Source organism: Aliivibrio thorii (assembly GCF_057368585.1).
In genome coordinates, this window is sequence record NZ_CM170654.1 from 2,193,290 (window position 1) to 2,215,583 (window position 22,294).

At 38.4% G+C, this 22,294-nt stretch carries 22 protein-coding genes; 9 read left to right on the forward strand and 13 right to left on the reverse strand.

All coding sequences use genetic code 11. The features are described 5' to 3' along the window. Nucleotides 1-42: 42 nt before the first annotated feature. Nucleotides 43-1,497, forward strand: coding sequence for an aminoacyl-histidine dipeptidase (locus AC2IP4_RS09925; RefSeq protein WP_486310223.1), 1,455 nt, complete (start codon nucleotides 43-45; stop codon nucleotides 1,495-1,497). 84 nt (nucleotides 1,498-1,581) lie between these two features. Here AC2IP4_RS09925 and alr read toward each other — a convergent pair whose 3' ends face one another. The 11 genes from alr to bolA all read right to left on the reverse strand — a co-directional run bounded on the left by alr (nucleotide 1,582) and on the right by bolA (nucleotide 12,229). Further along, nucleotides 1,582-2,793 carry an alanine racemase gene (gene alr / locus AC2IP4_RS09930; RefSeq protein WP_486310224.1) on the reverse strand — a complete coding sequence of 404 codons (1,212 nt, stop codon included), beginning with the start codon at nucleotides 2,791-2,793 and terminating at the stop codon, nucleotides 1,582-1,584. Between the two features lie 213 nt (nucleotides 2,794-3,006). Then, nucleotides 3,007-4,092 carry a DNA polymerase IV gene (dinB, locus tag AC2IP4_RS09935; RefSeq protein ID WP_375321978.1) on the reverse strand — a complete coding sequence of 362 codons (1,086 nt, stop codon included), beginning with the start codon at nucleotides 4,090-4,092 and terminating at the stop codon, nucleotides 3,007-3,009. A gap of 145 nt (nucleotides 4,093-4,237) precedes the next feature. After that, nucleotides 4,238-4,471: a (Na+)-NQR maturation NqrM gene (gene nqrM / locus AC2IP4_RS09940; RefSeq protein WP_375321977.1), complete on the reverse strand. Its 234-nt coding sequence runs from the start codon at nucleotides 4,469-4,471 to the stop codon at nucleotides 4,238-4,240. Between the two features lie 11 nt (nucleotides 4,472-4,482). After that, nucleotides 4,483-5,517: an FAD:protein FMN transferase gene (locus AC2IP4_RS09945; RefSeq protein ID WP_375321976.1), complete on the reverse strand. Its 1,035-nt coding sequence runs from the start codon at nucleotides 5,515-5,517 to the stop codon at nucleotides 4,483-4,485. A 165-nt stretch (nucleotides 5,518-5,682) separates the two neighbouring features. Then, complete coding sequence (gene nqrF / locus AC2IP4_RS09950; protein WP_375321975.1) at nucleotides 5,683-6,909, reverse strand: NADH:ubiquinone reductase (Na(+)-transporting) subunit F; 1,227 nt, start codon at nucleotides 6,907-6,909, stop codon at nucleotides 5,683-5,685. Between the two features lie 29 nt (nucleotides 6,910-6,938). Further along, a complete protein-coding gene (nqrE, locus tag AC2IP4_RS09955) occupies nucleotides 6,939-7,535 on the reverse strand; it encodes an NADH:ubiquinone reductase (Na(+)-transporting) subunit E (RefSeq protein WP_060993545.1) in 597 nt (198 codons plus the stop codon). A 7-nt stretch (nucleotides 7,536-7,542) separates the two neighbouring features. Continuing rightward, complete coding sequence (locus tag AC2IP4_RS09960; RefSeq protein ID WP_060993546.1) at nucleotides 7,543-8,175, reverse strand: NADH:ubiquinone reductase (Na(+)-transporting) subunit D; 633 nt, start codon at nucleotides 8,173-8,175, stop codon at nucleotides 7,543-7,545. After that, a complete protein-coding gene (locus AC2IP4_RS09965; protein WP_105054226.1) occupies nucleotides 8,175-8,942 on the reverse strand; it encodes a Na(+)-translocating NADH-quinone reductase subunit C in 768 nt (255 codons plus the stop codon). The genes AC2IP4_RS09960 and AC2IP4_RS09965 overlap by 1 nt, the downstream gene beginning before the upstream one ends. Beyond that, nucleotides 8,932-10,176 carry an NADH:ubiquinone reductase (Na(+)-transporting) subunit B gene (locus AC2IP4_RS09970; protein WP_105054225.1) on the reverse strand — a complete coding sequence of 415 codons (1,245 nt, stop codon included), beginning with the start codon at nucleotides 10,174-10,176 and terminating at the stop codon, nucleotides 8,932-8,934. Before AC2IP4_RS09970 ends, AC2IP4_RS09965 begins: the two co-directional genes overlap by 11 nt. 3 nt (nucleotides 10,177-10,179) lie before the next feature. Then, nucleotides 10,180-11,520: a Na(+)-translocating NADH-quinone reductase subunit A gene (locus AC2IP4_RS09975; protein WP_061005130.1), complete on the reverse strand. Its 1,341-nt coding sequence runs from the start codon at nucleotides 11,518-11,520 to the stop codon at nucleotides 10,180-10,182. A 394-nt stretch (nucleotides 11,521-11,914) separates the two neighbouring features. Further along, on the reverse strand, nucleotides 11,915-12,229 hold the full coding sequence (bolA, locus tag AC2IP4_RS09980; RefSeq protein ID WP_105054224.1) for a transcriptional regulator BolA: 315 nt from the start codon (nucleotides 12,227-12,229) through the stop codon (nucleotides 11,915-11,917). A 92-nt stretch (nucleotides 12,230-12,321) separates the two neighbouring features. Between bolA and AC2IP4_RS09985 the strand changes: the two genes are divergently transcribed. The 7 genes from AC2IP4_RS09985 to AC2IP4_RS10015 all read left to right on the forward strand — a co-directional run bounded on the left by AC2IP4_RS09985 (nucleotide 12,322) and on the right by AC2IP4_RS10015 (nucleotide 18,758). Beyond that, nucleotides 12,322-13,467, forward strand: coding sequence for a methyltransferase (locus AC2IP4_RS09985; RefSeq protein WP_375321972.1), 1,146 nt, complete (start codon nucleotides 12,322-12,324; stop codon nucleotides 13,465-13,467). Between the two features lie 13 nt (nucleotides 13,468-13,480). Next, nucleotides 13,481-14,050: a YajG family lipoprotein gene (locus tag AC2IP4_RS09990; protein ID WP_375321971.1), complete on the forward strand. Its 570-nt coding sequence runs from the start codon at nucleotides 13,481-13,483 to the stop codon at nucleotides 14,048-14,050. Then, nucleotides 14,050-14,610: a peptidylprolyl isomerase gene (locus AC2IP4_RS09995; RefSeq protein ID WP_375321970.1), complete on the forward strand. Its 561-nt coding sequence runs from the start codon at nucleotides 14,050-14,052 to the stop codon at nucleotides 14,608-14,610. The genes AC2IP4_RS09990 and AC2IP4_RS09995 overlap by 1 nt, the downstream gene beginning before the upstream one ends. 81 nt (nucleotides 14,611-14,691) lie before the next feature. After that, nucleotides 14,692-16,035 carry an AmpG family muropeptide MFS transporter gene (locus AC2IP4_RS10000; RefSeq protein WP_105054220.1) on the forward strand — a complete coding sequence of 448 codons (1,344 nt, stop codon included), beginning with the start codon at nucleotides 14,692-14,694 and terminating at the stop codon, nucleotides 16,033-16,035. Nucleotides 16,036-16,318: 283 nt separating this feature from the next. After that, nucleotides 16,319-17,170, forward strand: coding sequence for a nucleoside-specific channel-forming Tsx family protein (locus AC2IP4_RS10005; RefSeq protein WP_486307077.1), 852 nt, complete (start codon nucleotides 16,319-16,321; stop codon nucleotides 17,168-17,170). A gap of 107 nt (nucleotides 17,171-17,277) precedes the next feature. Further along, nucleotides 17,278-18,171: a 2-dehydropantoate 2-reductase gene (gene panE / locus AC2IP4_RS10010; RefSeq protein WP_486310225.1), complete on the forward strand. Its 894-nt coding sequence runs from the start codon at nucleotides 17,278-17,280 to the stop codon at nucleotides 18,169-18,171. Beyond that, a complete protein-coding gene (locus tag AC2IP4_RS10015; protein WP_375321967.1) occupies nucleotides 18,168-18,758 on the forward strand; it encodes a DJ-1 family glyoxalase III in 591 nt (196 codons plus the stop codon). Before panE ends, AC2IP4_RS10015 begins: the two co-directional genes overlap by 4 nt. Before the next feature lie 61 nt (nucleotides 18,759-18,819). On the opposite strand, the gene AC2IP4_RS10020 is transcribed toward AC2IP4_RS10015, so the two are convergent. Then, a complete protein-coding gene (locus AC2IP4_RS10020) occupies nucleotides 18,820-19,725 on the reverse strand; it encodes a DMT family transporter (RefSeq protein ID WP_375321966.1) in 906 nt (301 codons plus the stop codon). 112 nt (nucleotides 19,726-19,837) lie between these two features. On the opposite strand from AC2IP4_RS10020, the gene AC2IP4_RS10025 reads away from it, so the two are divergent. After that, nucleotides 19,838-20,749 carry a LysR family transcriptional regulator gene (locus tag AC2IP4_RS10025; protein WP_486307073.1) on the forward strand — a complete coding sequence of 304 codons (912 nt, stop codon included), beginning with the start codon at nucleotides 19,838-19,840 and terminating at the stop codon, nucleotides 20,747-20,749. A gap of 58 nt (nucleotides 20,750-20,807) precedes the next feature. Here AC2IP4_RS10025 and thiI read toward each other — a convergent pair whose 3' ends face one another. Then, nucleotides 20,808-22,256 carry a tRNA uracil 4-sulfurtransferase ThiI gene (gene thiI, locus AC2IP4_RS10030; protein ID WP_486310226.1) on the reverse strand — a complete coding sequence of 483 codons (1,449 nt, stop codon included), beginning with the start codon at nucleotides 22,254-22,256 and terminating at the stop codon, nucleotides 20,808-20,810. Nucleotides 22,257-22,294: the final 38 nt, after the last annotated feature.

Below are 22,294 nucleotides of genomic sequence, written 5' to 3' on the forward strand. Positions count from 1 at the left end.
AGAGCATTTCTAAATAAATATTGTTTTAAAAAGGAGATCCTTGTGTCAGAGATCACTCAACTTAGCCCTCAACCACTGTGGCAATTTTTCGACAAAATTTGTTCAATCCCTCACCCTTCTAAATATGAAGAAGCATTAGCTCAATATATTATTGAGTGGGCAACAAATGAAGGTTTAGAGGTTCGTCGTGATCCTACAGGTAATGTCTTCATTAAAAAGCCAGCAACCGAAGGAATGGAAGATCGTAAAGGTGTGGTTCTTCAAGCTCATATAGACATGGTTCCACAGAAAAATGAAGATACAGACCATGACTTTACTAAAGATCCAATTCAACCTTACATTGATGGAGAATGGGTCACAGCCAAAGGAACTACACTTGGTGCAGATAACGGTATGGGTATGGCTTCTTGTCTTGCTGTATTAGCCTCAAACGAGCTAAAACACGGCCCTCTTGAAGTTTTACTGACTATTGATGAAGAAGCAGGCATGACTGGTGCTTTTGGCTTAGAAGCTGGTTGGTTAGAAGGTGATATCCTTTTAAACACAGATTCAGAGCAAGAAGGTGAGATCTACATGGGTTGTGCTGGTGGTGCTGATGGTGCTATCAAACTAAATATTGAACGTGAAGTATTACCAACAGGCTATGTTACTCGTCAAATTACATTAAAAGGTTTAAAAGGCGGTCACTCTGGTTGTGATATTCACACTGGCCGCGGTAATGCAAATAAGTTACTAGGGCGCTTCCTTGCTGGGCACGCAGCTGAACTTAATTTACGCCTTGTAGAATTCCGTGGTGGTAGCTTACGTAATGCTATTCCTCGAGAAGCATTTGCAACAGTGGCTGTTCCTGCTGAAAACGAAGCTAAGCTATCTGAATTATTCAGTTTTTATACTGAGTTATTAAAAGAAGAATTAGGCGGAGTTGAAACTAATATTGTAACATTCAATGAAGCTGCATCTGCTAAAAATACACTAACTCCAGTAACTCAAGCACGCTTTATTGCTACTCTTAATGCATGTCCAAACGGTGTCATCCGTATGAGCGATGACATTGAAGGTGTCGTTGAAACTTCTTTAAACGTTGGTGTTATTACAACAGATGAAGATTCGGTTACTATTCTTTGTCTTATCCGTTCACTAATGGACTCTGGCCGCAGCATGGTTGAAGGAATGCTTACTTCTGTTGCTGAACTGGCTAGTGCACAAGTTACTTTCTCAGGAACTTACCCTGGTTGGAAGCCTGATGCTGATTCTGAAATCATGCATGTTTTCCGTGATGTTTATGAAGGAATTTACGGTAACAAACCAAATATCATGGTTATTCACGCAGGTCTTGAATGTGGTTTATTTAAGAAACCTTACCCAGAAATGGACATGATCTCATTTGGCCCAACAATCAAGTTCCCTCACTCTCCAGATGAGAAAGTGAAAATTGATACAGTAGCTCTTTACTGGGAACAGATGGTTGCTATCTTAGAGAACATCCCTAAGAAATAATCCATTCATTAGTAATAAAAAAACGGTCAGCATACGCTGACCGTTTTATTTATATCAATTCAATTAATTAGCTAATTATTGGTTTTAGAAATAGACTCTTGGGTTAGTTGCCCCCCAGATAACGTATAGTTCAGGCATACTACGGCTACTGAACGCTTCCATTTCTTTAGTTTCAATCGTCTTTTCATTTTGAGAACCAAAAAGAACCACTTCATCACCTGGTTGAACATCAGCAATATCGGTAACATCAACCATGGTGGTATTCATAGATGTCACACCCACTACATTTGCTTTCTGGCCATTAATTAATACATAGCCGTTATTACCAATTGAGCGTACATAACCATCAGAATAGCCTAATGGTAGATTGGCTAGAATTGAATCACGACCTAGTACGTAAGTGCTGCTGTAGCCAATAGTGCTGCCTTTTGGTAAGTAATTTAAAGAGGCAACAGAGGTTTTAAAGCGAACGATACGTTTGTATTCAGGGTTACTTGGCATATCACCGTACAGTAGGCCACCAGGGCGAACCATATCTAAATGCGCTTCTGGTAAGTTAATTGTGGTGTAAGAGTTAGCTACATGTAAAGTGATATTTTCACGATTTAACTGAGCTTCGTCAATCAGCCATTGGCTTTCTTGTTTGAATAAATTCAGCTTTGTCCGGATCTCTTCAACTGACTCATTAGGGAAGTGCGTCATGATCCCAACTATATTAATATGACCATTAAAGGCAATATTTAACGCTTCTTTCTTACCTTGTAACTGAGTTAAATCTAACCCATTACGTCCCATGCCACCCGCATTAATTGCTAAGTGAACAGGAATAATTGTATTATTTTTTTTCGCTAATTTTGCAATGGTATTAGCTTGTTCACTAGAACCAATTAACTCTTCAATTTGGTACTCTAAACCTGATTGAATTTCATTAGGTGTTGCCGCGCGAACACGCATGATTTCGCCTTCGAAACCCTTAGCTCGAACAATACGAGCTTCTTCATTACTGGTAATGCCGATACAATCAACATTACGATCAATAACAGAAGCCATTAATCCTTCGATACCATTACCATAAGCATCTGCTTTCATGATTACACATACTTTTGTGCCTTCAGATAATGTCTGTTTTAATGTATCTATATTATGCTGGAATGCTTTTGTATCTATTTCTAGCCATGCATTGGTTTGTTGAATTTTCTCTTGATTCGTTAACGTATCTAAAGAAAGCAGTGGCGCAGAAACAGCCACTGTAGGAAAAGCTAAGCTTAACGCCAACGCACATTTTGTAAATTTCATAAACAACCGTTTCTGTATAATTATTATCTTATAAATTTTGAAACGGAATTATATAGTGCTGTTTTTCTAACCTCTAGAAAAAATACTTTATATTACAAACACCTAATTTATAAACAACGATAAAAAACAAAGTCAAAACGAGCAGATTACACCCACACCTCACTTTATAAACATAGGTATCATTAGTGCTACATCACGCTCAATAAATCATCTTCAAATTAAACTTAACTGCTGAAACACCTCTTTATCTTTTAGCATCACACTTACCCCTATCAACCTAATTTCTCGTCCTTTCTTTCTTTCTAGAACTTCAACGAGCAATTCTTCGAAAAAAGGTAAAGTGAGGTGATAATGTACGTGCTCTATTGTCGTTTGCTGAAAGTCTGCAAATTTAATCTTTATACCCTGCTTAGCAATATCTAATGAACCGTTAGCTTTTAAAAGTCGCTTTTCTAATTCAGGATATAATCGGGTTTGAATCACTGACCAACATTCTTCAAACGAACTAATATTATGAGTAAAAGTTCTTTCTACCCCTACCGATCTTCTATTTCTCTCTGTAACCACTTCACGCTCATCAATGCCATGAGAGCGCTTCCATAAAGAGGCTCCCATTTTACCAAATCTCAATAGAAGATCTCGTTGGTCACTGTTTTGAACATCACTACATGTATACAGCCCACATTGATGTAAACGCTCTAAACTAACCTTTCCAACTCCTGGAATTTTCTCTAAGGGTAATTTATTAACTTCATCCATTACCGTTTCAGGTGTTATGACATATTGACCATTAGGTTTGTTAAGATCAGAAGCTATTTTGGCTAAAAATTTAAGCGGAGCGATACCAGCAGATGCAGTTAAGGCTAACTCGTTAAAAATATCTTTACGGATTTGCTCTGCTATTAATGTCGCAGAACCATGTAAAAGTGAGCAGTTACTAACATCTAAATAAGCCTCATCTAAAGATAAAGGCTCTATTTTATCGGTATATCGTCTGAATATACGATGGATATGATGGGATACCTCTTTGTATACCTGCATTCTTCCAGGAACAACAATAAGGTTAGGACAAAGCTTTAAGGCTTTACCTGTCGGCATAGCTGAATGAATACCAAATTTTCTAGCTTCATAATTACAAGTACTTAATACACCACGTTGCCTTTCATGACCACCAACCGCTAAAGGCACATTACGCAAAGCTGGGTTATCCCGCATTTCTACTGCTGCGTAAAAACAATCCATATCAATATGAATTATTTTTCGCCCTTTTTTTTCAGCTTCTAGTTGCGAGATTTCCATGTTTACATTCATATAAGACAACTGTATAAATACACAGCCAAATAATAACGCTGAACTATTTTTTATTCAAATAATTAATCATCAAATAAAAAAACAGCACCATTACTGATGCTGTTTTTATTTATCTATAACTCACTGTCGACAGTTATGCGATACGATCTTTTTCCCATGCTGCCAATTTCTCAGCTCTAATCGCCTCTTTCGCTTCGCGTTTTTTACGAGCATCGCATGGTTCAGGACAGTTACATACTTTATCGATACCAACAGCACCAAGACCACCACAACTTCCTTTAACGACTTTACGTTGCACAATATAGCCAATTGCCATTGCACAAATAACCGCTAAGAAAACACCAAATGTAATTAGGAAAGTACTCATTATCTACTCACTTATTTCAAAAAAGGCTTAAAGGCTTTAGAAGCTATCTCTTTAAAGCCATCTTTTGTTTTCACAATCATGAAAACAGGAATATTGTTTTTGTTGGCGATTTCCATGCCTTTCTCTTCACCTAACACCATTAAACCTGTTGCTAGGCCATCCGCTGTCATTGAAGATTTATCAAGTACTGTAACTGAGACAACTTTATTGGCAATTGGTTTACCTGTAATTGGGTTAATGATATGAGAATAACGAACACCCTCTTTTTCAAAATAAATACGGTAATCACCAGATGTCGCTACAGCATGATGTCCTGGCTCAATAATTTCTTGAATTGAGCGTTCATCTACTGAAGGTTTTTCAATTGCAATACGCCAAGCAACATTCTCTTTATTGCTGCCTTTAACTCGCATTTCGCCACCAACTTCAACCATGTAGTCAGTAATGCCTAATTCTTCTAAATAATTAGCTACAACATCAACCCCCCAACCTTTTGCAATGGTTGAAAGATCCACATAAAGATTTGGGATATCTTTTGTTACTGTTGTCGCTGTCGCACTTAAATGTTGGATACCAACAACTTCACGACGAGCATTTAGTTCTTCTTCTGTTGGAACCACTTCAGGGCGAGCTTCTGGACCAAACCCCCATAAGTTAACTAATGGGCCAACCGTAATATCCAGTGCACCTTCCGTCATTTTATTTAAACGAATGGCCTCGTTGATTACTGTTGCTGTATCTTTAGAAACAGTAAACGGTGTTAAATCTGTACTTTGATTAAATTGGCTTAACTCTGAATCTTGGCGATATGTCGACATTTGATCATTAACAAGTTCGAGTTTTCTATCCACTTCTGCATGGATTTCTTCTGTTGTAGGTAAACCTTCTTTATTAATGAATTTAATATTGTAGCTAGTCCCCATTGTCGGACCATTTATATATATTTGCTCACGTTGATCACCACAACCTGAAAGCAAAACTAATGCTAAGCAAGATAATAAAACAATTTTAGTTTTATTCACTAAATGAGTAACACTGACAATCACTGCCAACTCCTTAATTAAAATACATTAAAATAACGTAAACAATACACAGGAATATAGATTTTAAAAAACCTATAACCCTGTACTTTGTCAGGTTAAATATCGCTCATTAATACGAAAAAAGGCTGACTCAGTGATGAGTCAGCCAATATTTCTTACTTCAATGGATTAACCACCGAAGTCATCTAGTAAGATGTTTTCATCTTCAACACCAAGGTCTTTCAGCATACCGATTACAGCAGCGTTCATCATTGGTGGACCACACATGTAGTATTCACAATCTTCTGGCGCTTCATGATCTTTCAAGTAGTTTTCATAAAGTACGTTATGAATGAAGCCTGTGTAACCATCCCAGTTATCTTCTGGCATAGGATCAGACAGAGCACAGTGCCATACGAAGTTTTCATTGTTAGCCGCTAGGCCATCAAAGTCTTCAACATAGAACATTTCACGCTTAGAACGAGCACCATACCAGTAAGACATTTTACGTGTTGATTTAAGACGTAAAAGTTGGTCAAAGATATGAGAACGCATTGGCGCCATACCCGCACCACCACCGATAAATACCATTTCATTATCAGTATCTTTTGCAAAGAACTCACCAAATGGACCAGAAATAGTACATTTGTCGCCTTCTTTTAAAGACCAGATATAAGATGACATGATACCAGGAGCTACGTCAGGATTATTTGGCGGCGGAGTAGCAATACGTACGTTAAGCTTGATAATGCCTTTCTCTTCTGGGTATGAAGCCATAGAGTATGCACGGATCGAATGCTCTTTAACGATAGACTCGTAACGGAACAAGTTAAACTTATCCCAATCACCACGATATTCTTCTGGAATATCATAATCTGAGTATTTCACATGATGTGGTTCAGCTTCAATTTGAATGTAACCACCAGCACGGAATGGAACTTCTTCGCCATCAGGGATAGCAAGAGCAAGTTCTTTGATGAAAGTAGCTTCGTTATCATTAGAGATAACCGTACATTCCCACTTTTTAACACCAAATATTTCTTCAGGAAGTTCAATTTCCATGTCAGTTTTCATTGCAACTTGACATGCTAGACGCTCACCTTCGCGAGCCTCACCTTTAGAAATGTGATCAAGCTCTGTAGGCAGAATATCACCACCGCCAGATTTCACTTTCACACGACACTGACCACAAGAGCCACCACCACCACACGCTGATGATACAAAAATACCAGCGCTACCAAGAGCATTAAGTAATTTGCTACCAGGTTGTGTAATGATCGCTTTTTCAGGATCGCCGTTTACAGAGATAGTAATGTCACCTGAAGGTACCAGTTTAGATTTAGCGAATAAAATCACCAATACCAAAGCCAATACTATAATGGTAAACATCGCTACACCAAGAATAATGCTTTGCATTTGTTATTCCTTATTATTGGGTGCTTACCCTACAGTTGAACACCAGAGAAAGACATAAAGCCTAACGCCATTAAACCTACTGTAATGAAAGTAATACCTAGGCCACGAAGACCTGGAGGTACGTCTGAATATTTCATTTTCTCACGAATACCAGCAAGAGCCACAATAGCCAACATCCAACCAACACCTGAACCGAAACCGTATACTACAGATTCTGCAAAGTTATAGTCGCGTTGAACCATGAAAGATACGCCACCGAAAATCGCACAGTTAACTGTGATTAACGGAAGGAAAATACCTAACGCATTGTACAAAGGTGGGAAGAAACGGTCTAAGATCATTTCTAGAATTTGTACAAGGGCAGCGATAACACCAATAAAGGTAATGAAGCTAAGGAATGTTAAATCAACACCAGCAACAATCGCATTTTCTTTCAGTAAGTAAGTGTATACAAGGTTGTTCACTGGTACAGCAATTGTTAGAACAACAACTACCGCAACACCAAGACCAAACGATGTTTTTACTTTCTTAGACACAGCTAAGAAAGTACACATACCTAGGAAGAATGAAAGCGCCATGTTTTCGATGAAAATCGATTTAACAAGTAAACTAATATAATGTTCCATTTCGACCTTACTCCTTCGCTTCTACTTGTTCAGGTTTAATGATACGGATAGCCCAGATCATGAAACCAATTAAGAAGAATGCAGATGGCGCTAGAAGCATCATACCATTTGGTTGGTACCAGCCACCGTTAGAAACAAGTGGAAGAACTTCAACACCAAACAGTTTACCTGAACCTAAAAGTTCACGGAAAAATGCAACTGTCATCAATACAAAACCGTAACCAAGACCGTTACCAATACCATCAATGAAAGATGGAAGAGGTGCCGACTTCATTGCGAACGCTTCAGCACGACCCATTACAATACAGTTTGTAATGATCAAGCTAACAAATACAGAAAGCTGTTTAGAGATATCATAAAGATATGCTTTCAATACTTGGTCAACAACGATTACCAAAGAAGCAATGATCGCCATCTGTACGATGATACGAACGCTGTTTGGCATGTGATTACGAATTAGCGAAACGAATAGGTTAGACAACGCAGTAACAAACATTACCGCTAACGTCATAACAAAAGCCGTCTCAAGTTTAGTAGTTACAGCTAGAGCCGAACATACACCAAGAACTTGAAGCGCGATCGGGTTGTTATCCAACACCGGCGCTAAAATGCTCTTTTTAATTTCTTTTGCGCTAGCCATTAGTTCAGACCTCCATCACGAACTTTAGCAAGGAATGGACCAAAGCCATCATTACCTAACCAGAAGTCAAACGTGTGTTGAACACCGTTACCTGTTAGCGTTGCACCAGAAAGACCATCTACACCGTGCTCAGAACCAGCTGGAGCACCGCCTTTAACAATCTTAATTGCAGGGTTATGATTTTCATCAAACAATTTCTTACCTACAAATTGTGCACGCCACGTTGGGTTTTCAACTTCACCACCAAGTCCTGGAGTTTCCGCTTGATCGTAGTAAGTGATACCCGCAACTGTGTTACCGTCAGTCTCAACTGCAACAAATGCATACATCATTGACCATAAGCCAGTACCATGAACAGGGATAATAACTTTAGATACTGTATCACCGCTCTTAACTAGGTAAACAACACCTAAGTTAGCACGACGAATGATCTTCGCTTTATCTTGCTCAGCGGTTAGCTTGATTGATTGTTTTGGATCTTTTGCTGCTTTACGTTGATCGTAAGTCGCAGCATCACCGTCAACAAACTCACCTGTTTTAAAATCAACAAGACGAGGTTCGATGTTCGCTGCAAATAGCTCAGGAATAGTACCTTCGCCAGTCACACCAGCAACTTGAACAATTTTGCTTTGCTTATCAAGCACTGCGTTCGCTTTTTGCTTATCACGCAGGCCAACAGCAGCTGTTGATACGATGATTGAACACACTAAGCTCAAACCAATAACAACACCGAGTGTTTTTTTAATGCTATCGTTATTACTTGCCATAGCGTTTTAGTCTCCGTTTCACGTTACCTTCAACTACAAGGTTATCAAACAGTGGAGCAAATAGGTTTGCAAACAGAATAGCTAACATCATACCTTCAGGGTATGCAGGGTTAACTACACGGATCATTACAGCCATACCACCGATTAAAATACCGTACCACCACTTACCTTTATTGGTAAATGACGCCGATACAGGGTCTGTTGCCATAAAGATCATACCAAATGCAAAACCACCTAGAACTAGGTGCCAATGCCAAGGCATGCTAAACATTGCGTTTGTATCAGAGCCGATCAGGTTAAACAGTGTTGATACTGCAACCATACCGATCATAACACCCGCAATAATACGCCAAGATGCAATACGCATATAAACGATCATTAGACCACCAAGGATCAAAGCAAGAGTCGAAACCTCACCAATTGAGCCTGGGATATTACCAATGAATGCATCCATCCAAGAGATAGTGTTGCCAGTTACCGTATTAACTAGACCACCTTGGCCGCCTTGTGCCCATTGGCTAAGTGCAGTTGCACCAGAAAAGCCATCAGCAGCAGTCCAAACCGCATCACCTGAGATTTGAGCAGGGTATGCAAAGAATAAGAATGCACGACCCGCAAGTGCTGGGTTAAGGAAGTTACGACCAGTACCACCAAAGATCTCTTTAGCAACAACAACACCGAAGGTAATACCTAACGCTGCTTGCCATAAAGGAAGTGTTGGCGGAACGATCAATGCGAAAAGAATAGAAGTAACAAAGAAACCTTCGTTTACTTCATGCTTACGCACCATACAGAACAATACTTCCCAGAAACCACCAACCAAAAATACGGTTGCATAGATAGGTAAGAAGTAAGTAGCACCCAGTAGCATGCTACTGCCCCAGCCTGCATCAGCACTTACCGTGCCGCCAAGCATTTCAGTCAACCAGTAATGCCAGTTGCCAGAAATTACCGAAGCCAGTTCAGCACCAGAATACATGTGCTCAAGAGCAACAATTGCTTGGTTACCTGCGTTGTACATGCCCCAGAACATTGCTGGGAATACTGCAAACCAAACCATGATCATGATACGTTTTAAGTCAACGCTATCACGAACATGTGAACCACCTTTTGTTACCGTACCAGGTGTATAAAAAAGAGTTGCTGCTGCTTCATACAGAGCAAACCATTTTTCATGCTTTCCACCAGGTTCGAAATGAGGTTCAATTTTTTCAATAAACTTTAAAAGGCTCATCGATTACCCTTCCTTCTCGATGGTATCCAAGATCTCACGAAGCATTGGACCATACTCATATTTACCAGGGCACACATAAGTACATAAACCTAGATCATCTTCATCTAATTCTAATGCACCTAAACGCGCAGCACTGTCAACATCACCAGCACAAAGATCACGTAGTAACATTGTTGGTTCCATATCTAATGGCATTACACGCTCGTAACTACCGATTGGCACCATTGCACGATCACTACCATTAGTAGTTGTCGTCATGTTAAACACTTGACCAGAGAATAGATGACTCAAGAATGAACGAGTAACTGAGAATTTGTTTTTACCTGGGACAGCCCAACCAAACAATTCTTTCTCACGACCTTCACGAAGCACACATACTTGTTGATGGTAACGACCAAGGTAGCCATGAGGACCAGACGCTTGAGTACCGTTTAATACAGAACCAGAAATGATTCGTACTTCACCAGGCATAACTTCGCTGTCTGTTAATTCAAGTAAGCTAGCACCAGTAATAGTACGAACTAAACGAGGATTATTTACTGCAGGTCCAGCTAGAGAAACGATTCTGTCCGAGTAAATTTCACCCGTTAAGAAAAGTTGACCAAAAGCAATTACATCTTGGTAGCCAATACTCCACGCAACATTATTTACATCCACTGGATATAAATAATGCATGTGTGTACCTGCTAATCCTGCTGGATGAGGTCCATCAAATACATGTTCTTCAACATTGCTTTGAGAAGAACGAGGTAAACTACCCCCTTTCTTACATACATAAACCTTCTCACCTGTTAATACAGATAATAGATCTAAGCCTGCAACAAAAGCTTCTTCTTGTTGGTTAATGATCACTTCTGCATCAGCTGCTAGAGGATTAGTATCCATAGCAGTCACAAAGATAGCCTTTGTTTCAGAATCGATCGCTGGAACCTTGCTGAACGGACGAGTACGTAATGCAGTCCATGCACCTGAATCAATAAGCTGTTGCTTAACCGCATTACGGTCAAGAGAAGCTAACTGATTTGCTGCATAGCTATTAAAAGTAACCTGCTCTTCGCCTTCAACTGCAATAACTACAGATTGAAGTACACGTTTTGCACCACGGTTAATTTCAATAACTTTACCACTTACTGGAGCAGTAAAAATAACGCCAGGATTCTTTTTATCAGCAAAAAGAATTTGACCTTTTTTTACTACATCTTCCACGCGGACATGCATCGTAGGACGCATACCAACGTACTCTTCGCCAAGCAAGGCGACTTTACTGATGGCTTTACCATCATTAATCACCTGAGTTGGAACTCCTGCAATAGGAAGATCCAAACCCTTTTTTATTGTAATCATACGCACTTGCACTAATTTTATTGGGAAAAAGGATTCTATATAAGACACGACATTACTAATCTGCTCAATCCAAAGTAGAAAAACCACCACAGATGTAACATTTTAGCAATATGCTTTTTACATAAAGACGAAAAAAGCTATTTTAAGACGGAAGATTCTAGCACTTTTTATGGTGTGGATGCCACGTTCAATAGCCAGATTCCCACAATTTTTTGCTCTTCATTGTTAGAAATCATTGAAATGGTTTAAGCATTTTAGATCCAGTGCACAATTATTGTCCAAAATCAAAAAATACCACCTTAGTAGCAATGACATCGATAGTTAGTCATTTTTTAACAATTGAAAGTAACATTTATTTATTTTATGTTAAAAATTAAACATTTTCGTTTCATTGTTAACCTTTTGAACCCCCCATACAGTTAGGTGATAATGGAACTTTTTCAGCATCTAACGCTTCCCACTCAGCTTCTGTATAGGTATGGATAGCAAGAGCATGGATATAATTCGCTAGTTCATCCGCCAAAATTGCATTTATCATGCGATGGCGAGCTAATAAACGCTTTCCTTCAAACTCATCACTAACAACAATCACTTTAAAGTGACTCTCTGAGCCTTCTGGCACATTATGCATATAACTCTCATTTAATACTTTTAAGTAAGACGACGACAGTTCAGTTCGTAATTTATGTTCAATTTGATGCTGAATCATATAATTCCTTTCTTTATTTGAATTCTTCTATTTCCACTTTATACACCATTTGCGACAATAGCCAGAAGTGTACCTTATTGAAGACCTAAATTATGAAAACCGAATTATGTTTATTTGACCGAAGCTTGAATTTACAGCGTTACCCAAAACGCGCTCAAGAATTATTACAAGCTTGGGATGCTGGTGATGAATACATCATTAATCACATTGAAGAATTAAACTTAGAAGATGGAAAAAACATTCTTATCTTAAATGATAATTTTGGTGCTTTATCTTGTTGGTTCTCTGAAAAACATAACGTTACTATGATGACTGATTCTTTTGTTGCTCAACGCGGTACCTTAAAAAATCTACAACGTAACCAATGTAATCGTGTACAGCTAATCACATCAACAGAAGAAATGCCCCAAGGGTTTGATCTTGTATTAATGCAAATCCCTAAAAATAACCGCATGCTAACATGGCAACTTCAACAACTTCGCCAATCGATGACAGCTAAATGTCCAATCATTGCTGTTAATAAAGCAAAAGAAATTCACAGTTCAACACTTGAGTTGTTTGAAGATTATCTAGGTGAAACTAAAACCTCTTTAGCTTGGAAGAAGCATCGTTTAGTGTTTTCAAATGCAAATGCAACGAACCCAGCAACCATTGCAGAAGCGGTATGCTGGAGTGTTGATAATGAAGACATTGATTTATTAAACTACCCTAATGTCTACTCTGGTGAACGTTTAGATCAAGGGGCTCGCTTTATGCTTGAGCACATCCCAGTTGATCCTGAATTACGTCATATTATTGATTTAGGTTGTGGTAACGGTGTTCTTAGCGTTAAAGCAGCTCAACTAAACCCTGAAGCTCGTATTACCTGTGTTGATGAAAGCTTTATGGCTGTTGAATCTGCTCGCCGTAATCTAGAAGTCAATTTAGGCAAAGAGCGTCAATTCCAATTTATTGCCAACAATTGCTTAGATGGCTTTAAAAAACACAGTAGCTATTTAGTACTATGTAACCCTCCTTTCCATCAAGGGCAAGCCATTACTGATCATATCGCGTGGCAAATGTTCTGTGATGCTAAGCACATCTTATGTAAAGAAGGGAAATTATTAGTTATTGGAAACCGTCATCTTGATTATGATGATAAATTATGTCGCTTGTTCGGTGAAGAAAATGTCACCACTATTGCTAGCAATTCAAAATTCGTTATTTTAGAAGCTGTTAAAGCTGAAAAATCAAAATAAAAAGGATATCCCAATGAAAAAGGCAATTATCGCCCTTTCTGCTTTATTTTTAGCCGCATGTAGCGCTCCTTCTGATCCTCAGTTGGATATCCAACCTGTTGCTTCATCAAATGCACATCAGATCGTGGACGGTGTAAAACTGACTTTAGATAGCAGTGACTTACGTACAGCACAATACGTTGCGGTCATCGATAACGGACGCCAGAACGTACAACCAATCCACGCTAAACAAAACCTACGTGTAACACTTGAAGATGCATTGGCAACACAACTAAAAACACAAGGGTTTGTTATTACTGTAGATAGCGATAACACACTGCGTTTAGACATCATTAAAGCTCTAGTGAGTGTTCAGCACTCACTAATGAGCAATGAAATCAAAACTCAAGTTAAACTGCAAATTACCGCAGAAACACCACAAGGTAAATTTGTAAAAACATACAACGGTGTATCTGAAAAAACAGGCGCAATGAGCGCTGACAATCAGGATATCGAAGCAGTTCTTAATGATCTTTTAAATGCAGTACTAGATAAGATTGCAGTAGATGAAGAACTACAAACCTATATTAAAGGTAATTTCTAATGATGAAATGGACTTCTAAAGCCGCACTATTAATTGCAGCTCTTGGATTCACTAATGCCGCATTTGCTGAATCTGTAAAATTCGAAACAACACTAGGTAACTTCACTGTTGAACTAAATTCAGAGAAAGCGCCTATTTCTGTTGCCAACTTTATCCGTTATGTAGAAGACGGTAGCTACGTAGGCACTCAATTTCACCGTGTAATTCCGGGCTTTATGGCTCAAGGTGGTGGTTTTGATAAAGACATGCTGAAAAAATCAAGTTATGGTCCAATCAGAAATGAAGGCAATAATGGATTAGAAAACGATACAGCAACGATTGCAATGGCTCGTACTAATAACCCTGATTCAGCCACTCGCCAATTTTATATTAATCTTAATGACAATGACTTTCTAAACGGAAGTCAACGCCCACCAGGTTATGCTGTTTTTGGTAAAGTAACTCAAGGTTTTGATGTTATCCAAAAAATGGCAACAAAAAAAACCAAAGCACTTCCTAATGGAATGCGAGATATACCGGTTGAGCCAATTATCATAACTAAAGCAACATTGATTAAATAATCACGTTAAAATAACCAAATTACAGAGCAGCTTTCGGGCTGCTTTGCTTTTTCTATCTCTTTTAATAACAAGGAGCGTTTCATGTCTCATTCCATGCAATGGAAAACAGCCATAAAAAGCTACATGGATAAACGCCTGCTTTGGGTTTTCATGCTCGGTTGTTCGAGTGGTTTTCCATGGGTACTTATTGGCTCAAACATGTCAGGTTGGCTTAAAGATGCAGGGTTAACTCGTGCTGCCATTGGCTATTTTGGATCTGTTTTTGCTGTTTATGCTATTAATTTCATGTGGGCTCCACTTGTTGACCGTGTAAAATTACCTTTTCTAGGAAATAAATTAGGCCAACGTCGTAGTTGGATTTTCTTGTGCCAGTCAATTGTTTTCGTTTGTACCTTGCAAATTGCAGGTTTAGATCCTGCAAATAATTTAGCACTAACATCTATGTTTGCCCTAGCTATTGCTACCGCATCTGCTACACAAGACGTCGCTATCGACGCGTTTCGTATTGATACTTTTCCTAAGTCAGAATCCAGTAAAATGCCACAAGCATCAGCAATGGCAGTAATCGGTTGGTGGACAGGCTATTCTCTTCCTGGATACCTAGCGTTTGTGAATGCTGACAGCATTGGCTGGAATGGTGTTTATTATGGAATGGCTGGAATTGTGGCTTTATTAATGGTCTTTACTTTACTTGTTGGCGAACCAAAAACAAAACGTGACGAACTTCAACATGAAGCAGAAGAGCGCCATAATAAAGTTGTAGGATCTAAAATTGCTGCTTGGTTTACGGTAACCGTCATTGAGCCGTTCTATGACTTCTTTAACCGTAATGGTGTTAAAACAGCCTGTACCTTATTACTCTTTGTTTTCTTATTTAAGATCGGTGAAGCTTTCCTAGGCAGGATGTCGATTACTTTCTATAAAGAAATTGGCTTTAGTAATGAGCAAATTGGTTACTACTCAAAACTAATTGGTTGGGGCGCGACGGTCTTCTTTACTTTATTAGGCAGTTTAATCAATGTTCGATTTGGTGTAATTAAGGGCCTTATGATCGGCGGCATCGCCATGTCTGCAAGTAATCTAATGTTTGCTTTAATCGCAAATGTAGGCCCTAACGAGCACTTATTTTTAGCGACAATTCTCGTGGATAATTTTACAACGGCTTTCTCTACTGTTGCATTTGTGTCTTTCTTAACGATATTAACGGGAGAGGCTTTTTCCGCCACTCAATATGCCTTACTTGCCTCATTAGGTAACTTGGGTAGAACCACTCTCGCTTCTTTCAGCGGGGAGCTTGTTGACTACTTAAATAGCTGGCCATTGTTCTTTATATTAACTGCCGTTATGGTTATCCCAAGTTTGGTTATGTTACTTATGCTTAAAGGGCACTTCAAAGCTCTACTTGATAAAGCTCAAGGTTCTTAAGCTGCATATTTAGATAACAACTATGCTACTAAAGCCTCCGAATTACGGGGGCTTTTTTGTTCTTATTCACACTTTACCGTCATAATAACGTCAAGTAAGTGACAAGGATCACCTTATTATTGAACTTAACAATAGAAACAGGATCAAGATCTATATATAACATCATGATTACATAAATTGCATTTAAAAAAGTGAACTTTATCTATAATATGAGCGCAACTTAAAGGCAGTACTAAACTACTCGCCACTTATTTTAGTAATACATAACTATAGAGATGCCATTATGCGTAAATCCCTTTTAGCTCTATCTGTTCTTGCTACTCTTTCTGCTCCTGCTTTCGCTGCTGATTATACAGATGGTGATACTCATAAGAATGATTTCAAATTCATGCAGTTTAACTACATGTATGCTATCGATGAAAAACCAGCAGCAAGTAACGCAGCAGAAAATAGTCACGATTATTTAGAAATGGAATTTGGCGGCCGCTCTGGCATTTTTGATCTTTATGGCTATGTTGACGTATTCAACCTAGCTAACAAAGACGACACTGATAAATCTACATCACCAGACAAAATGTTCATGAAATTTGCACCACGTATGTCTTTAGATGGATTAACTGGTAAAGATTTATCAATAGGTCCAATTCAAGAACTGTACGTTGCGACATTATTTAACTGGGGCGGTAATACTAGTTATAATGAAAAAACAGGTAAAACAGAAGGTGTTAATAACTCTTTCTGGGGTTTAGGCTCTGACATCATGGTTCCTTGGTTAGGAAAAGTTGGTCTTAACTTCTACGGTCTTTACGATTTAAACACTAAAGATTGGAACGGCTACCAAGTATCGGCTAACTGGTTCAAACCATTCTACTTCTTCGATAACGGTTCATTCATTTCTTACCAAGGTTACATTGATTACCAATTAGGTATGGATGATAGTAAAGCAGGTACAAAGAGCAACGGCGGCGCTATGTTTAATGGTATCTACTGGCATTCAAACCAGTTTGCTGTTGGTTACGGTCTAAAAGCTTACCAAGACATCTACGGCTTAGAAGATGGTGCAGCTACTGGCTTTGGTGGTGATTGGGAATCATCAGGCGTGAGTCACTACCTAAGTGTTACTTACAAGTTCTAATCTAATTTAGAATATTAATTTTACAGAGGCGCTCATCATGAGCGCCTTTGTTTTTTCTAGCAAACCCATTACACTACTTTTATTATTGATACTTAATGGATAGTCGTGTGAATATCACCATTCTTGGCCCTGGAGCCGTTGGTTCTTTATGGGCATGTTACCTACAAAAAGCAGGGCATAATGTCTCGTTATGGACAAGAAGCTCAACGCCTTCTGAACATTCTCTTTTTTTAAATGCAAAAGACAATTCATCCCACTCTTTTTCTTGTAACGACAAAGACTCACTCATTCATTGTGATCTGCTTTTTATTACCGTTAAAGCATGGCAGGTAGAAAACGCACTACTCCCTTTACTTTTATTATTATCACAAGAAACCATATTACTCTTTATGCATAATGGCATGGGGGCGATTGATGCAATAAAAGAGCACATTAATCACCATCCAGTATTGCAAGCCACCACCACACATGGTGCATTAAAAGAGAACAATTACACCGTAAAACACACAGGCTTGGGTCATACCGTTATTGGTCCATTCAACTCATTGGGTAATCAATGCCAATTTATCCAAGAGGTGCTTACTCATAGCTTACCAAGTACCGAGTGGAACCCTGAAATTAAGGTCGCATTATGGAAAAAGCTTGCCATCAACTGTGCGATTAATCCACTGACTGCTATTCATCAATGTCAAAATGGGCACTTAGTTCATTCTGATATTCACCAAGATGTCATTCGTATTTGCAGTGAGGTACTGCAAGTATTGCAGCAAGAAAAAGTAGAATGGGCAGAAGCAGAACTCGTTTCAATAGTAAACCAAGTAATATCAGCTACATCTGAAAACTACTCTTCAATGAACCGCGATTGCTTTTATCAACGAAAAACGGAAATAGATTACATTACTGGCTATCTATTACAAAAAGCCGAGCTGCATGGTATTTCAGCACCAATTAATCAAACGTTATATAATCAAATAAAACAATTAGAAGAGAACACACTATGACCACTAAAATTCTCGTTTGCCTGGCTCCAGGGACGGAAGAGTTAGAAGCTATCACAGTAATTGATATTCTAGAACGCGCTAAATTTGATGTGACGATTGCTAGCACCGCTTTTGATGGTGCATTAACAATGAAAGCAGCACAACGAGTCACGCTAACTGCTGATGTAAAATTAGTCGATGTGGCTGATGAAGAATTTGATTGTATCGTGCTTCCCGGCGGGCTTAAAGGTGCAGAAAACTTCAGAGATAGCACTCTTCTGATCGAAATGTTAAAACAACAAAAATACGATGAGAAATGGGTTGCGGCTATCTGCGCAGCACCAGCAGTGGTACTTCAGCATCACAATTTATACCCTAATGCACGAATGACTTGTTATCCAAGTTTTATGAATACCATCCCAAAAGATAACTTGCGAATTAAACGTGTATTTACTGATGTGTTAAATCATTTAATTACAAGCCAAGGTCCAGGCTCTGCTCTTGAATTTGCAATGGAAATCGTAACCCTATTGGGCAGTAAAGAGATAACAGCAAAATTAGCGGCTGATTTAGTAACACTACCAAACTTAAATTATCACCAAATCTAATAACGCTATTTTAAGACTCCAATGCCAAATTAAATTGGCATTAGAATCTTCATCCCTAAAGCTATGCCTTTGCTTCTTGCCTCGTCACTATAAATGTTGCAATAAAAATAAGACTCGCACCAATAATTTGAATCAAAGTAAAGCTTTCACTTAACCATAAAAAAGCAAACAGAGCACCGAAGATTGGTTCACTTCCCATTAAGATCGACACTTTTGTGGGCGACATCTTCTTTACACTATAATTTTGAGCATAAAAAGCAAACACGGTACAAAATAAAACAAGATAAATAGCTAATAGCCAGAAAGATAAATCAAGTGGTATCAAATTAATCCATTCAAACCCGTGGATAGATAAAAGCAATGCGACAGAAAAAATCGATACAACACTTGATTGAACGCTTGTCACCATAATCGGATCAACATCTTTATCGACCATCACCTTTTTAGTAAAGACAACCATAATACCTCTCAATAAGGCTGCCATTAACATTAGAATATCGCCCGTATTTATATTAAGTTCGTGGGTAGTAATATTTGTTAATAGAAACACGCCTATGACAGAGACAATAGACAAAAAGAATAGCTTGTTCGTCGGTTTCTTTTTATTTACCAGCCACTCAACAAATGGCGTAAATACAACAAATAAACTAATAAGAAAGGCCGCATTAGAAGCTGTCGTATTTTTTATACCATACGTTTCACAAACAAAGATCAAAAATAAAATAACCCCTGTAGGGATAACAGATTTCCAATGCGCTATATTTTTTCTATAAATAACAATTGGTAATAAAATAAGTGTCGTCATAACAAATCTAATGACTAAAAAAACTAATACGCTAGTAAATAGTAGTGCTTCCTTTGCCACTCCATAGCTTGTTCCCCAAAAAATCGCTACAAGCAATAAAATCACTGGAGGTAAATATTGATTAACGGGTAGCTCTCGCCCTCTTTCTATTCGTCTTTCCATTACTCTTCTCTTCTTCCCTGTGAGATAACATAAATCACATCCTTATTTGCATCACGATACCGCAAGCTGATAAGTTAAATAATCCCTACATAAATCAAATCTTTTGTGACTCATGGACATAAATAAACTCGTAACCTTATTACCAGACATGGCCGCCTTTGTAACCGTGGTTGAATCAGAAAGCTTTAGTAAAGCAGCCCAAGTTCTTGATATGACCCCATCAGGAGTCAGTCGTCAGGTATCTAGGTTAGAAAATGCCTTAGAAGTCAAACTACTAGAAAGAACGACAAGAAAGCAAACATTAACAGTGGCGGGACAAGAGACTTATAACTACTGTAAAAATATTGTTGATACTGCAAAAGAAGTTATTCATGTTTCAGATAGAAACACAAACAAAGTGGAAGGGTATTTACGAATAGCGACACCAAAAGCTTTTGGTCGGCAAGTATTGCAGCCAATATTACTCGAGTTTATTAAAACGTATCCAAACATAAAGCTTAAAGTAAAAGTAACCGATCAGCCTTGTGATCCTATTCATGACAATTTAGACCTTATTTTTAAACTAACAAATAAACCGCAAGAAAACTTAGTCGCAAAGAAATTAGATGACGTTGATTTGATCCTATGCGCAACACCTGAATACCTAAAACAGAAGGGAATCCCATGCCATCCAATGGAGTTAAGTGAACACGATTGCTTATATCTGGGAGAAACCATTCATGATAATGAGTGGCAATTTCTATGCGGTTCAAATGTGTTTAAAGTGACTGTTGAGGGACGATTTATTGTCAATCACACTGAAATGAGATTAGATGCTGTAATGCATAATTTGGGTATTGGCGTTTTTCCAAATTTTGTTGTAGAAGAGCGTATTAAAAATAGAGAATTAATCGAGGTGTTACCTGATTGGAAACTACAGGGAAATTACCATGGGGACATCATTATGCAGTTTTTAAGAAGTAACCATATGCCTAATCGCTTAAGGGTTTTTATTGATTTTATTACTCAACACTTTAAAAAATAAAAAAGGCGCAAATTTCTCAGCGCCTTTCAACATAAAACATTAACTTTTCATTTAACGCCTATGGACGATAAACTTTTACATTCTTATAGCCATTGTCGATTAGCAATAATGCTTGAAGACGGCTCATTACACCGCGATCACAGTATAAAAGGTATTCTTTAGATTGGTCTAAATCACCAAATTGGGTCGCAATCTTAAAGAAAGGTAAATGCTTAACTTCTACACCATCAATTTCTAATGGGTTTTCGTCTTCTTCTTCCGCACTACGAATATCTAAAACAACAACATTTGAGCCTAACTCAGATACCATTTCAACTTCAGGCGCTTGTTCTTGGCTTTCCGTTTCAATTGCACGAATATCCATTACGCGCGCATCATAAACCACTTGCTCAAGAATAGAGAAATCAAACTTAGCTTCTTCTTTCTCTAACTTGAATTTTTCAGCTTTGATCGTTGGTTTTTTAGAAATAACACCACAATACTCAGGCATCGTTTTAGCAAAATCTTCAGTACCAATTTCACGAGCTACGTTAATGATATCTTCTTTATCCCAGTTGATTAGCGGACGAAGGATCAATGTATCTGTTACATTATCAATATGACGTAAGTTCGTCAGTGTTTGACTTGATACTTGACCGAGAGCTTCACCAGTAACCAAACCTTGAATACCTAATTTCTCAGCTACCATACCACCAGCTCGCATGAACATACGCTTCAGGATAACCCCCATTTGGCCATCATCGACTTTCTCAAGAATCTCAGCAACAACAGCTTCAAAATCAACAGCGATGAATTTTACTTTTGCTGATGAACCGTATTTTTTCCATAAGAAATGAGAAACTTGTTTAACACCAATTTCGTGAGCCGGGCCACCTAGGTTAAAGAACATGTAATGCACTTTTGAACCACGTTTGATATGCAAGTAACTTGAAACACCCGAGTCAAAGCCACCAGAAATCAAGCTTAATACGTCTTCTTGAGTACCTAGAGGAAAACCACCAAGTCCCTTATGACGCGCAATCACTAAGTTCAGCTTTTCATTCTCAACTTCAAACTTAACCGTTACTTCTGGGTTCTTTAATCGTACTTTTGCTGATTCAACCGCTTGGTTTAAACCGCCACCAACATAACGCTCTAATTCAATAGAAGTAAATGGATGCGTACCACGACGTTTAACACGTACACAGAACGTTTTACCTTCAATGAGCTCACGGTTCATCTCTAAACATTGTTCATAGATATCATGCATATCCGCAAAAGCGCTTTGCTTAACTTCTAATACATGGTGAATACCTGGAGTATGAGTAACAGCCGTAAGTACTTCATTACGGTATGTGCCATCAAGACCTGAAACTTCAATGTAATCACGACGGTTAATCACTTCAACGCCTTTTGTTTCGCGTTTAATGATGCTGCGTAGATTCGTTTCAAGAATACGAATAAAACGCTTACGTACTGAATCACTTTTAACAAAAACTTCTGGATGTGGCTTAACAATAAACTTCATATATAGGCTTCACTGACGTGGAATAACAATCAAAAAGG